General features: G+C 34.7%; 13 protein-coding genes and 4 pseudogenes. 11 read left to right on the plus strand and 6 right to left on the minus strand.

Annotation, left to right across the window (positions count from 1 at the left end):
- The 7 genes and pseudogenes from PLX19_RS25395 to PLX19_RS25425 form a co-directional block, all read left to right on the plus strand.
- Positions 1-353 (plus strand): annotated as a pseudogene (locus PLX19_RS25395) (IS4 family transposase); the annotation flags it as partial.
- A 346-nt stretch (positions 354-699) separates the two neighbouring features.
- Positions 700-927 carry a DUF3967 domain-containing protein gene (locus tag PLX19_RS25400; protein ID WP_272191725.1) on the plus strand — a complete coding sequence of 76 codons (228 nt, stop codon included), beginning with the start codon at positions 700-702 and terminating at the stop codon, positions 925-927.
- Positions 928-1,300: 373 nt separating this feature from the next.
- Positions 1,301-2,176 carry a metallophosphoesterase family protein gene (locus PLX19_RS25405; RefSeq protein ID WP_272191710.1) on the plus strand — a complete coding sequence of 292 codons (876 nt, stop codon included), beginning with the start codon at positions 1,301-1,303 and terminating at the stop codon, positions 2,174-2,176.
- 151 nt (positions 2,177-2,327) lie between these two features.
- Entirely contained in the window at positions 2,328-3,248 is a 921-nt protein-coding gene (locus PLX19_RS25410) for a CsxC family protein (protein ID WP_272191712.1), read from the plus strand.
- A 220-nt stretch (positions 3,249-3,468) separates the two neighbouring features.
- Positions 3,469-3,651 (plus strand): hypothetical protein, encoded by a 183-nt coding sequence (locus tag PLX19_RS25415; protein WP_272191714.1) that lies wholly within the window; start codon positions 3,469-3,471, stop codon positions 3,649-3,651.
- 82 nt (positions 3,652-3,733) lie between these two features.
- Complete coding sequence (locus PLX19_RS25420; protein WP_272191715.1) at positions 3,734-4,000, plus strand: hypothetical protein; 267 nt, start codon at positions 3,734-3,736, stop codon at positions 3,998-4,000.
- Positions 4,001-4,187: 187 nt separating this feature from the next.
- Positions 4,188-4,481 carry a hypothetical protein gene (locus PLX19_RS25425; protein WP_272191716.1) on the plus strand — a complete coding sequence of 98 codons (294 nt, stop codon included), beginning with the start codon at positions 4,188-4,190 and terminating at the stop codon, positions 4,479-4,481.
- Positions 4,482-4,694: 213 nt separating this feature from the next.
- On the opposite strand, the pseudogene PLX19_RS25430 reads toward PLX19_RS25425, so the two are convergent.
- Positions 4,695-5,067, minus strand: a pseudogene (locus PLX19_RS25430) (DDE-type integrase/transposase/recombinase); the annotation flags it as partial.
- A 21-nt stretch (positions 5,068-5,088) separates the two neighbouring features.
- On the opposite strand from PLX19_RS25430, the gene PLX19_RS25435 reads away from it, so the two are divergent.
- The 3 genes and pseudogenes from PLX19_RS25435 (at position 5,089) to PLX19_RS25445 (ending at position 6,962) form a co-directional block, all read left to right on the plus strand.
- Positions 5,089-5,388, plus strand: coding sequence for a DDE-type integrase/transposase/recombinase (locus tag PLX19_RS25435; RefSeq protein ID WP_442869104.1), 300 nt, complete (start codon positions 5,089-5,091; stop codon positions 5,386-5,388).
- 159 nt (positions 5,389-5,547) lie between these two features.
- Positions 5,548-5,946 (plus strand): annotated as a pseudogene (locus tag PLX19_RS25440) (RidA family protein); the annotation flags it as partial.
- Positions 5,947-6,068: 122 nt separating this feature from the next.
- Positions 6,069-6,962 carry an alpha/beta fold hydrolase gene (locus PLX19_RS25445; protein WP_272191717.1) on the plus strand — a complete coding sequence of 298 codons (894 nt, stop codon included), beginning with the start codon at positions 6,069-6,071 and terminating at the stop codon, positions 6,960-6,962.
- A 707-nt stretch (positions 6,963-7,669) separates the two neighbouring features.
- Here the strand turns inward: PLX19_RS25445 and PLX19_RS25450 are convergent.
- Genes PLX19_RS25450 through PLX19_RS25470 form a run of 5 tightly spaced genes read right to left on the minus strand, consistent with a single transcriptional unit; the run spans position 7,670 to position 12,996 of the window.
- Positions 7,670-8,788 carry a GerAB/ArcD/ProY family transporter gene (locus PLX19_RS25450; RefSeq protein WP_272191719.1) on the minus strand — a complete coding sequence of 373 codons (1,119 nt, stop codon included), beginning with the start codon at positions 8,786-8,788 and terminating at the stop codon, positions 7,670-7,672.
- A gap of 28 nt (positions 8,789-8,816) precedes the next feature.
- Positions 8,817-9,047 carry a hypothetical protein gene (locus tag PLX19_RS25455; RefSeq protein WP_272191720.1) on the minus strand — a complete coding sequence of 77 codons (231 nt, stop codon included), beginning with the start codon at positions 9,045-9,047 and terminating at the stop codon, positions 8,817-8,819.
- 48 nt (positions 9,048-9,095) lie between these two features.
- The gene (locus PLX19_RS25460) at positions 9,096-10,190 is read right to left on the minus strand and encodes a GerAB/ArcD/ProY family transporter (protein WP_272191721.1); all 1,095 of its coding nucleotides are present in this window, start codon (positions 10,188-10,190) and stop codon (positions 9,096-9,098) included.
- 17 nt (positions 10,191-10,207) lie between these two features.
- Positions 10,208-11,425 (minus strand): Ger(x)C family spore germination protein, encoded by a 1,218-nt coding sequence (locus tag PLX19_RS25465; protein ID WP_272191723.1) that lies wholly within the window; start codon positions 11,423-11,425, stop codon positions 10,208-10,210.
- Positions 11,422-12,996: a spore germination protein gene (locus PLX19_RS25470; protein WP_272191724.1), complete on the minus strand. Its 1,575-nt coding sequence runs from the start codon at positions 12,994-12,996 to the stop codon at positions 11,422-11,424. Before PLX19_RS25470 ends, PLX19_RS25465 begins: the two co-directional genes overlap by 4 nt.
- A 114-nt stretch (positions 12,997-13,110) precedes the next feature.
- Between PLX19_RS25470 and PLX19_RS25475 the strand changes: the two are divergent.
- Positions 13,111-13,206: pseudogene (locus PLX19_RS25475) on the plus strand (ArsI/CadI family heavy metal resistance metalloenzyme); the annotation flags it as partial.
- Between the last annotated feature and the right edge of the window lie 269 nt (positions 13,207-13,475).

A 13,475-nucleotide genomic window follows, 5' to 3' on the forward strand; every position in this document is an offset into this window, starting at 1 on the left:
GCATTCATCATTGTAAAAAGATAAAACAAGAACGATTGGAATGCCATTTGTATGGGCAACTGATTGCCATTCTACTCTGTTCCTCTATTATGTTTCAAATGCCGAAATTACTTCTTATGAAAAAGAAACAAGAATTGAGTGAATATAAAGCTATTTATATGATTAAAGACTATTTTTTTCTTCTTTTCCAAGCTATACAGAAAGACACCCAAGAGCTATCAAAGATTCTAATTCGCCTGTTCAACCTCCTACAGCAAAACGGGCGAAAATCTCATAGGTATAAGAAGAAAACAGTCTTTGATATATTAGGTGTCGTTTACAATTGTACCATGTCTGATAATCAAGCGGCTTAAATTTTAAAAATGAAACCCATTAGGGTTTATTTCGTATGCAAATCTTTAAATTCTCTACACGTAGCCTTTAGAAAAAAGAAACAACCTTTACTATAATTGACGTTGTATGAGCTTAGCTTGATAGCGATGTGGCGGTACCCCTAAACGGTTAAACTTTTTTTCAAAACGGTGCGACTTTTTTATAAACAGTTCAACATTTTTTCAAATCCACAGTGATAGATTCGCTAAACAACACTTTGCCAAAGACCATGCAAGTAATTGCTGATCAAAAAGAAGAGATTGCGGAACTGGGAAAGCATGTTGCTGATGTAGAAAAAAACAGCAAGAACAACAAGATTATATAAATATCAAACTCGAAGAACGAAATCGGAAACTCATGGAATCGATTAGAGAATCCAAGGAAGTAAAACAACAAATTCTTCAAATCGCAGCAGCGCAAGAAGAAAAGAAATCGTGGTGGAATAAAATCTTTTCATTTTCACCCCCTCTTTTGAGGAATATCTTTGGCTTAGTTGGTCATCTGGTCAAAAGTCCGCTTCTAAAACGAGAGCAGGGGATGGTGACGTCAGAATGATATTTTCAATTAAATAAATGTAACTTTTTATGTATTATGTTACTTTCGTTTTGTTCTTCTAAAATTCATAAAAAAACTACTGATGTAGCCTGACTCAAGCACCTGTTAGTGAAACAATTACAAGCTTCATTCTTTCACTCATATCTCTGATGAAATGAACAGAGCGCAATTATACAGAGATTTTAATCTATGTTGTTGCAACCCCTCAAAAGTGGGGTGATTTGCTAAAGCAAAGTTGAAACTATTTGCACAACAAGTAAAAAGTATATAAATACAGCTTTAAAATAAAGATTAACTCGTCCAATCCATTTAGAAGTCTTTTTCATAAAATTTAGTATAGCTTGTTTGCTATTTAAAATAATACGGAGGGATAATGGTGTCTATGACGCTCCATGAACGTTCCGAAAAGCTATTGGAACGGAGAATTGACAAATTAAAACACAATCACTTTAATTTTGTATTTTTAGGAGACAGTAGGGGAAACGGGAATAACGATAATTGTTTTACGATGAACGGCCATTTTGAACTCGTATTGGAAAAAGCCGTAGAATTAGATCCGCTGTTTATTATCCACGGCGGGGATACCGTTTTTACCGGTGAGCTAGCTTTCTTGGAGCACTTTGTCAAAGTGGTGAAAAAAATTGCTCCAAACATCCCAGTATTTTTGTGCGTTGGCAACCATGATGAATTACTCCGTGTAGAGAGCAACCTTGAAAATTTCAGAGCAACTATCGGAAAGGTGCATTGGGTGATTGATATCCCTAAAGTCAACTTCCTTGGCATTGCCGTGAACAATATTATCAGCCCTAAAGAAAAAAAATATGGTTTTACTGATGAAGAGTTAAATCTTTTAGAGAAGAATTTAGAAGATAATCCCCGTAATACTATTTTAGCGATGCATGCACAACCGGACATCGGCCGATGGCAAGGTCTTGAGGGATTTCCTGTGAACACTCCCGAAAGTCAAAGATTTTTTGACTTAGTTCAGGGGCACCATGTTAAAAAAGTGCTTGTCAGCCATGTACACGCCTACGATGAACAATTTATCAGAAAAAACAGCGATGGGGCTTTTACTTTGGGAATAGGTACCGACTTTGTTTTATCTGGCGGCGCCGGAGCACCATTGGATCGTCAACCTCCCCTAACTTTAAATGATTATAATTTGGTAGAGTTTTTTGTCGACAAGAATCATATTTCAGGGCCAATTCTCTATAGAAACTTTGGCACCCCTAAAAAAGCTTGTATATGAAAACATATGTTAAGCAAAATTCGACAATTAAATTTATATGTTTTTATACGCTTATACATTAAATGTGTTCAATAACTTTATATTTAAGCAGTTGTTGAACGGGTGTTCTTTATTTTTTGTATTGCCTATCAAAATTTAAGGAGGAACTAGTATGATAGAAAACAACGAAAGTTATTACCCCAATAAACATCCCCAATATCAATGTGATACAGCTAAAACCATTCGGGTTGATTGTAACAGTGCCTCATTTCCTGGTGGAAACGCCTTTATTCCAGTAGTCCTAACAGATGCAGAATTACAAGCACTCGTTGAATCAGAAATCACATTACCAACTGCTGCAAAGGAAATTAAAAATATGCGAAGAAATGTTTCTCTTACTCAATGTAAAGCCATCTCATCGGCTATTCCCTCATTCGGATTTTTTTTTGAGGTAAAGGTGTTTGTTTCTGGAGTAATCCATAAAAATATTCAATATGTCGAAGACTGTAATGGATATCTGCGCGACTACTCTGTTGATGTGCCTTTTAGCTGTAATCAAACATTCCGAGTTCGAAGAAACCCTGAGGGATTTTTTAGCCATAAATCGACTGCGACCAATGAACGAATCTTCATAGATAAAGATGGCCATGGAGCAGACCGTTATAAATCCGGCGGGGTTACTTATGAATTTTACAATGAACCTATTGAATGCAAATTATTATTTAGCCTTGTAAACGATCTTGATCTTTACAGGGAAGTTGATGAAAACGGGAATTTTAAGAAGATTATCGAGAAGGCTGAAGTAGTTTTGATCTTTAAGCTCATTCAACAACAACAAGTGTGTGTCCGTCTGTGTGGATTGGGAAGTGCACAAGACTTAGAAACGAATATACAGACACAACAATTTGACCAGGTCACTCAACAACAGATGCAACAAATTCAACAAATACTGATACAACAACAAGCTCAACAAAATACATCACAAAACCAGCAGACTCCATTACTGATACCACAACCTAATCAGACAGATGTATTTCAACCCCAAAATGTCCAAGAAAGAATTAGAGATATTCTTCAAAACCTAGATCATTAAAGCTATCTAGTAAAAACTTCACATATGGTTGATGGTTTAAACGATACAAAAGATCTATTGTCAAAAAGGCAAAAGAGTCTTTGTTTTTCAGTCCCTTACACACATCTATTCTTACCTATAGGGGTAAAGCAAGAATTACTTCTTTTTTGATCCATACACGAAAAACAATAATAAGTAGTGGAAATAACAGCTTCTATTACTAGCAAGGAGCTGATAAATTATGTTCGGATACGGAGGTTACCCATTTTTTTATGGACATGGCAATCAAGTCGGAAATGGCTTTAGCAACCATGGAGGTAACGGATGTGGTTGCAGTTGTCATATGTTTGGAAATCCTGGGTACGGTGGATTTGGAGCCTGCGGGCGCAATCACATTGTCCTTATGCCCTTTTTTAATCTTTAGGTTTAGTTCCTGGAAAGGGGTTTAGTGTTCTGTGATTAGTGCAGAGTTTTGGAAGTTATGGTAATAAAGGAGGTCGATTTTTGTGAAAGTAATAGCACCACCTATAGAAGAATTTGAAAATCTAAAGGTTAAACCAGCAAATTATTTAATCCAACATTTAGGGCTTGCTAAGTTTCTTTTATGTAGGGAATTAGAAGTAGGAGAAGAGATTTATCAAGAAGATGAAATTACTATTTATGAAAGCAAAACGTATGTAGGGTTAGGGGATTTCACGTCAGAAGAAAAGGCAATAAAGGTTATTCATAGAAATTGGAATGCAATAAAGCAACTTAATAAATTTGAACAATAAGGTAGGTGGAATCAATGATTCTCTGTGACAAATCCTAAACTGATATAGAGAAGAGAATTGTTAAAGAGATAACGAAAATTGAAGTCGCTCCTGGGATTGATTTGAATTTATGTGACGAGCATTTTAAAGAATGGATTAACAATTGTCCTGAGGATAGCAAACTTTTTTCTGAGATTGAGGTGCAATAATGGAACTTCATATTAGAAAGGCTGATCCTTACCATGTAAAAGAAATAGATAAAAGGTGTAAACAAATTTCTGAGAAATTGGGAAGGCGTTTTACTCGTTCTGAGTATATAAATGATTTGATTGTAAAACATTTTGAACAAGAATATCGAAGAAATAAAGAAGATAAATTCGATGAAGCAATTAGTAATGTTTCTATCACTTTAGAAAGGCAGGAAAATAAACTTCAAGAATATATAGATGCCACAAATGAATTAGTTGTGACACTCGTAAGGTTAGTAGAAGGAAATGAATAGAGGTGTAATCAAGATGGCGTATGAAAAGTTATTTCAGTTTAGAGGGGATAAAATACACCTTGATATTGTGAATGAGTTTCGAAAAAAGTATCTGGATTATTCATGGGAAGCAGATGTACTTCGACATGCGGTTGTATTGTTGGACGAAAAAAGGTTCTGGTGCAAAAAAATAATAAATTGTAAAAAAGTTCACATTCCTATCGAAATCTTTCTTTATGCTGTTAATCCAAACAGTTGATGGATAAAGCAATTCTGATTTTGGACAGACTGATTCTGTATATCAATTTGTTCTTTTTTGATCATGTACATCGCTTCTATACCACGTAAGATAGACACGGCCGTTTGGTACGATTTGAACCCTAACATAGAACGCACGCGCTTCTTAATAAAATGATGATCTTGTTCTACAATGTTATTTAGATATTTGATTTGTCTCATTTGGATGCCCACAGGCATCTTTTTTACTTCCTTCAGTTTTTCAATAGCGATTGGATAAGCTGGATTTTTATCGACGGTAATCACACGAGGTTTAGAAACATGAAAAGACCGCAAAGCGCTTCTTCAAGAAAGCTTTGCGGTCTTTGTGTCTCTTGTTTCACAACCTCGTGTGATAACTATTGATAAGAATCCCGCCTATCCTGAAGCAATTGAAGAGTTGAAGAATGAAAAAAAGATGCCTGTGGGCATCCAAATAAGGCAAGTGAAATATCTTAATAATATCGTGGAACAAGATCATCGTTTTATCAAGGAACGAGTTCGTTCTATGTTAGGACTGAAATCTCTTCGTACAGCTACTTTCATTTTAAGCGGCGTCGAAGCTATGCATATGATGAGAAAAGGGCAACTTCACCAAAGGGTGAAGTTTGCCCGAAATGAAGCTGAATTCATTCTTAAATTGTTTAGATGAGCTGTTTAAACTCTCCGTTAACAGGATATTACCGTTCTATGTTTCTAGTGAAGTGTTTTTGTACCACAACCCTAACGAGACAGGTTAACACAATATTTAGAAAACTGATATAATAATTTATATTATTTTAAAAATTAAGTAAAGGGGCGATTTTAGTCGAAAAAATCCCGAAATCCAGAAACAGTACATAAACCAGTAGCACCATATGTACATCAAATAGAGGTAACAGATCCAAATAAATGGCTCGTATTATCAGGTCAAGTAGGTATGAAAATAGATGGAACGATTCTAGATGATCCATTGGAGCAATTACAATTAGCTCTAGATAATATTAGAAGAAATCTTGAAGCTGCTAATATGAACGTAGAAGATTTAACAAAGATGGTATTTTATTTAGTAGGTGATTTTAATGCAGATAAGAGAAGAAAAATTATTGGAGATTTTCTAGGTGAACATCTTCCTTGTACTACTATGATTTATGTGGTGGCATTAGCAGATCCTGTATTTAAAGTAGAGGTAGACGCTTGGGCATGTAAGGAAATTGTTTTAAATTTATAAATAATCATAAAATGTATAAAAATTTAAAGTTAAAACTTTTTACTATAAAATATATCGAAAAAAATAAATTACCAAAATTAGGAACATTATTGATTACAATAAACTTTGAGGAGAGAATTCGCGTGATAGAGAAGGTTATTAAACTTAAGAATTCCATAGGTATTAATGTTAAGTATTCAATAAAGAAAAAGCCTGCTGTTTTATTTCTTCATTTTAGTGGGGGAACATTGAACATGTGGGATGGTGTTTTACCTATATTTGAAAAGGATTTTAGAATTATTACCCCTGACTTTCGTGGACACGGAAAATCAGATAAACCAGAGACTGGATATCATATTGATGACATGGCACATGATATATATCTTTTACTTCAAGAATTAGATATTAAAGAATGTCATGTTGTAGGTAGTTCATTAGGTGCAGAAGTTGGCTTGAGTCTTGCTGTGTCTTATCCAGGATTAGTATTATCATTAGTTTGTGAAGGTGCACTTTATAATGAATTTGGAGAACATGGGTTGTTTAACGGTAGTGAGGACGAAATTGAGAAAGAAAAGAAAAAAATGCAGCTTCAATTATCTGAAAGAAAACTTCCATTATTTAATACACCTTATGAATACATAGAAGAACATAAAACATCTTTTGTAAAACAAGGACTTTGGAATGAACATTTTTCTACTTTTCTAAAAAGTACGATACAAGAGACGGAAGATGGACATTTTACAAGCCATTATCAAAACTATGTTAGAAATGAATATATTCAAAAATACTGGGATGTTAAATTTGAAGAATATTATGAAAACGTAGAATGTCCTATTTTATTTTTACCTAGTAAGGAAGAATGGGCTAATGAAAAGGTTAGAAACAGTTTTAAAGCTTTTACAAAACTATTAAATACATTTGAAATTAAATTAATCAAAGATTCTGTCCATGCATATGTTTGGATGCAATTCCCAACTATAGTTGCTGAAGAAGTTAGACTTTTTATTAGTAAACAGAAAGGTTCTGATTCAAAATAGGGTATCTTTAAAACAAGACTATAATGGGTGTTTTTGCCCATCCCCTCGAAATGGGGGAATAGCAAGAAACATTAACAAATTCCTTATAAGTAAAGGGTTTTAACTTCTTTTAAAAATTCACATGTCAAAACATATACAGTTTAATTGACATATTTCAAATGAGTATAAGTAGTATTTTTGAAATGAAAAATTCTAGATTTTCAGCTATGTCATAAAGTGTACTTTTTGACACTGGGTACAACGTCTAAATAATATAAGCTAATTCCCCCATTTCGAGGATTTGAGCAAAAACATCCTATTCACCTTAATGTAACTTACATATTTTAGAATGCATAAATCATACGTTCGAAATAGATGATACTAATAACATCAACCTATAGCACGAAATTTTCATCACCGGAATCTTAAACTCTGCATTTATAAACTAACAAAATGAAATTGAGATAATCATTTTAATTATTAGGGAAATCATGGTGATATTTAAAGTGAAAATGGTTCTTCTTTTTTTATTATTGTTTTTATTAAGCATAGCACTAGATATAACAATAATCATATTTTCAGGTATAGAATTTCGACTAAAAAATATAACAAGCTATTTTAAAATGATGTCTATATCAGAATATATTCTCTTATTCGCTTTATTATTTATCTTAGCTATAAACCCTGTCGTCTCTCATTTTAAAAAAACAAAATAAGCATTTCTCTTCTCACACAGGAGGATTTGGAGAAGAATGACGCAAATTAAATTTTTTTCGAATAAAAGCAACTACTAAGAGAAGGAAAGGAAGAAGCAAGGAAAAAAGGATGAAAATAGACCTTAGAGAAAAATCCCCTTGTACAAGGTGCTGTGAAAAGTTGCTTGCAATTATCATCGAAGAGATGAAAATCATGATGCCAATAGATAAAACAAGGCCTTTATTGTTCTTCAAATTGAATAAATCTGTTGCACCAATCACTGCTGCATAAAAAAAGATGGCTACTTTGAAAAAGTCTCCCATAATTAAAGCTAAAACCACAATAATATCCAAACGCTGTAGAAAATCAGCGATATTCACTTTGCTAATCGTAGTTAACAAAGGGAATGTTGTTCTAGCAGCAATATCTGCACCTAAAACAGTTATTTCAATTAGAGTGATTAGACATAAAATGATACCGCTAAATATCATAGCTGATATCCCCATCTTTATTCCAAGTTGAGGTTTGTCCAGACTAGAAAGAATCATCGTAAAGCAAATCGTTTCACCGAAAGGAAACATAACCATCCTGGGATATGCAGCTGTTAAAATCGGAAGCCACCCTTCTCCGAGAATGGGCTGTATATTCTTTATTTCAATAAGACCAGAAAATAGGATAAGAAGAATTCCTATGACACCTAAAATGATCATTATAAAGAAGTAAATTTCACCTGTTCTTGCTAATACATCTAAACCTTTGTATAAAACGTAAGCGATAGTTAGCAACATTATAGCATTAAGTGCAAACAATGGCGTTTGATCATACATAGCGGTTTGTAAAAATTCTCCGCCATCTCGTAAGTCTCTTGCTGCTCCATAAATAAAAAACAAAATGTAGAATAAACTTATGAAAGAACCTATATATTTTCCAAAAATCTGTTTTGTGTAGCTTGTTAATGGAAGGCCTGGATATAGATGAGAAAGTAGTCCATAAAAGAAAAATAAGACAACTCCCCCCATTAAACCAATAATAACGGTAATCCAAGCATCTTGTTTGGCGACCAAACCTAATGGAACTACAATAGCCGTACCTAATTCAAATAAGACAATTAAAGAGAATAACTGCTTACCAGTAATTTTTACATTCTGCATAATATACTTCGCCTCTTTCAATGCTTGTTTACTTATTTTTCATTTGCTTACGTTCCTGAATATAAAAAACAAATTCATCAATGATCCAAATACAAATTAAGATAAATGTAATTACTACTTCTGAACCGATTGTTACGCCAAAAGGATGCAAAAGGGTTTGTAAGGATTGATTCAAATTCATGCCTGTCAGCAAATCCATTGAGACATTCATGATCATATTTAAAAGATAAACAAAAAGAAGAATCCACCATAATTTCATACCTATCTATACCCCTTCCTAATCACTTATAATTTTTTTGAAAGGTCTTTAGGAGTTCAATCGTTTTCGGAGCCAGGAAATTGCAAGAAGCAGCAAGGGAATCCCTGTTTGTAAGGGAAGGTGCAAATAAATTGGTACCACTTTTAGTCCTTCGACTATGTGCTCTGTGAAGTTATTTGCTATCTGTACCGAAGAAAATAGGATAATCATCCCGATGGGAAATATGAGTTTGTTATGATTTTTTATCTTAAATATGTCCCTCATTCCAATTACTGCAGCATAAAAAAAGATCGATATTTTGAAGAATCCACCAATAATTAAGGTTAAAATAACAATGATATCGAGTCGCTGTAAAAAATTAACAATATCAACTTTTCCAATTGTAATTAGTAAAGGAAATGTGGCCCTACTTGCAATATCTACGCCTAAAACGGCAATATTAACAATAATTGTAAAAATTAAGGAAATAGCGCTTAACGTTATCGCAGCATACCCAATTTTCATAGCTTGTTGCGGTTTATTTAAATAAGGAAACAGCATTGTAAAAGTGATCATTTCCCCAAAGGGAAAAGTGAATGTAAGAGGGAACGCCGCTTTTAATACGGGCTTCCATCCATTTTCGAGTATCGGTAGCAAGTGGTTAAAATCCACTAATCCTGATATAAGTATAAGAGTATTACCTAAAACTCCTAGCATAAATAATAGAAAAAAAAACAACACCCCTGTTCTAGCTAGAACCTCAATGCCTTTACGCAAAACATACACCATTGTTACAATCATTAAGCTATTAATAACGAATAAAGGTGTCTCATCATAAGCAGATCCTGTTAATAGTTCACCAAAATCTCGCAGTACACGTGAAGCGATATAAATAAAATACAATATATATACTAACCCCAAAAGGGAGCCTAAATACTTTCCTAAAATTTTTTTTAGATAGCCAGTTAAAGGAAGAGTGGGGTATTGGCGAAACAGAAAGCCGTAGACCCCAAATACGATCATACCCCCAGCCCACCCAAGAAAGATGGCTAACCAAGCATCTTTCTTAGCATCCATCCCTAATCCAACGACAAGAGCGCTTCCTAGTTCAAATAACATAACCATTGCGAATAACTGTAAACTGGTGATTTTAGTCTTTTCCATAGCTTCAGTCCCCTTGCTCACTCTTTCTTCTTCTGTTCATCTAGTATATATGGCTTCGTACGCATACCTGGTCTACGGATAAATGCCTCTACATCCACTTTTACTTGCACACTAGAAAATCTATTACTCCAGTTCTTTTTCATTTTCTCCCATGCCTTTGGATTTTCTCGATTCACTACTTCTCCAAAGCCAAAGATATCGCTTTTCAATTGCTGTGCAATTTTTACTGTAGATATGACTTCTTTCTTGATTTCTTTTACCCATTCTTTTTCCAATTTCGAAATTTCTTCAGGTTTACTTAAGTCGGTACCACATTTCATTTCTGCCACATTTCCTTCTTCTCGAATATGAATGTGAATAACTGGCTGTCCTTTCTGTAAAGTTGTTTTCACACTTGTTTTTGATCCAGTAGTTTCAATCGCAATTCCGTCTTTTCTTTTCTTACAATTTAATCTAAAAACCGTACTATTTATTTTATCTTTCATTAACATGAATCCACGTGCATCATTGTTATCTAGCCATTGCTGTAATTTCCCATCCTTAAAAACAGCAATTCCCTTTATTTCAATTAAGGCTAAAGGTTGAGATTGTTCTATATTAGATTTCTTTTTTCCCTTTTTGGAATCCCCTATAATGTGAACCCCACTAATAGTTGGTTGATTTCCTGAACTGACTAACGCTCTAATTACATCATCCATTTCTGTTTTTACATTTTCAGACCATATCTTTTCTGTTGATTCTAATTTATCCGCAGTGCTATATCCTGAAATTCCTTCCAACGGCGTTATCATACTAATTACAGATTCTGCCGTAGACCCTCGAGAGATGAGAATATTTGCAGTCAATCGAGCTTCACGAGATCTTTCAAACAAATCAAACAGCTCGCTAATTCCCACTTTTGCAAGTTCCTCGCCAATGACAACAAGTCTAATATGAGCAAAAAACATTTGTCGCGGCACCTTACGTGACGTTTTGCGAATAGCTTCAAAGAGAGTAGAGCCTGTTCCTGTAACAACAAGTATACCCTTAGCCCTTCCACCACCACCTGTTATTGCATCTGTGCTTACACTCGGATTAACAATTTGAAATGAAACACGATATTCATTTTTTTTAGTAGATTTATCAATTCCAATTGCGGAAACGATAGCTAATTTAGACAACTCCCTACTGTTCCAACAGCCTGCCAACAATGTGCTACACAATACGAGAACGATGATGAAACGAGTTGCTTTCATTCTTTATTCTCCTTCTCAATCAGTTCAGAAGTCATGTTTTTCACACTTTTCGAGTGACGCTGCGTTAAAAGAAACTTTAAAGGGAACCGAAACATTGCATCCTTCTGACCATTAAGTACAAATGGAGAAAAGGGAGTTAAGTAAGGTATGCCGAAAGACTTCAAACTATTCAAATGGGCAATGATGATAATCGTTCCTAACACGAGCCCGTAAAACCCAAACGTTGCAGCTAATGCCATCAAAAGAAAACGAATTAGGCGTGCTGAAGCTGCAAGGTCATAAGAAGGAATGGAAAAGCTGGCTATTCCCGTAATAGCGACAACGATGACCATCTGCGGGGATACGAGACCCGCTTGAACAGCAGCCTGCCCCAATACGAGAGCGCCTACAATTGATACAGCTTGTCCTACTGCCCGCGGCATCCGAATTCCTGCCTCACGTAGTAGTTCAAAAGTAGCCTCCATAAGAAACGCTTCCACAAACGCGGGAAGTGGAACCCCTTCCCTAGAGGCTGCTATACTAATCAAAAGCGTACTTGGAATCATCTCCTGATGAAACGTAATTGCTGCAATATAAACCGAAGGGGCTAATAGTGAAATAACAAAACTAATATACCGTAATATCCTTAAGAAACTAGAAATATCATAACGATAAATATAATCATCAGGGGCTTGGAAAAACTGTACAAACAAAGTTGGAACAATCAAGACAAAGGGAGAACCATCAACAAGTATAGCAATGCGCCCTTCTAATAAATTCCCAGCTGCACCGTCTGGTCTTTCCGTATTGTAAACGGTTGGAAAAGGACTGAATGTATGATCTTCAATCAAGTGTTCAATATAACCAGAATCCAAAATTCTGTCAGTATTAATCTCATTCAAACGTCTTTTGACTTCCTGTAAAAGCTGATCATTAACAGTTTTTTTTATGTACATAATCGCAACATTTGTTTGTGTCTCTTGACCTATTCTCATGGTCTCTAGCCATAGATTTGAGCTGGCAATCCGGGAGCGAATGAGAGATATATTTGTCCAAATAGATTCATTAAAACTATCTTTAGGACCACGAATCGACACCTGCGTTGTGGACTCTGTAATTGCCCTCATTTCTCTCCCTCCTGTCTGTCCGCTAATGACCTCTGTCCAGCCATTTATCAAAATAACTGTATCACCAGATAAGAGAGAGAATATCAAATCATTCCAATGGCTAATGACTTTTAGTTTTTGAACTGTCAAAGCGTTATTTTTAATAAATGAAAAAACATCCTCTTTATTAACTATTCCTTGATTCCCTTCGGTCATCAAAGAATGATTGATAAAATCTGTAGCCGCCCTTTTGTCAACGAGACTATCCAGATAAACCACCGCAACCTTTATCTGCCCACGATTGATTTCAAAGTCACGGATAATCACATCAGAGCTATCACCTAGTATTTTCTTGATTTGTTGTAAATTTTCACTTAAATCGGAAGAAAGAGAAGAATCCTTATCATTATTGAATAATTCTTCTCTTTCTGTCTGTTTTTTACAATCTGGTTCGTTATATGAACGCCTCCATAGCATACGTTTCATTTGAATTCCCTCATTCTTTTTTTATACATAACAATTATTTGCAGCTATGGTTGAAACTATTCATATTGACATGTTAGGTTCTATTGCAAAGTTTCTGAACTGATAAACAGTTAGACTGATTACGCAAAATTTTTATTGGAGACGTTTAACCTTAACTTTACGTTGAATGTCGGTGATGAAGTGAGCGGGAATCAAGTTAACCATTTTGGGGTCACATCACATCGCTATCAAGATAACAAAACAAAATACCCCCTAAAATGAAAAAATACGCTATTCTTTCTGTAGAATCATAGGAAAGGATGGCGTTTTTGGGTTCTGGTGCGAAAAATCTATAGAACTTGGACATACTGATACTATTACTCTAAAAAGGTGTGTGATTGGTATGGAAAAGAAAAATTTGTTGGTTCTGTTGCAAAGTTTCCTACATGAAGCTACACTCTAGAAAACAGGATATAGGAGAATCAGATATGAGGTATTTT

This window comes from Bacillus sp. BP-3 (assembly GCF_028401955.1).
In the GTDB taxonomy this organism is placed as follows: domain Bacteria; phylum Bacillota; class Bacilli; order Bacillales; family Bacillaceae_G; genus Bacillus_A.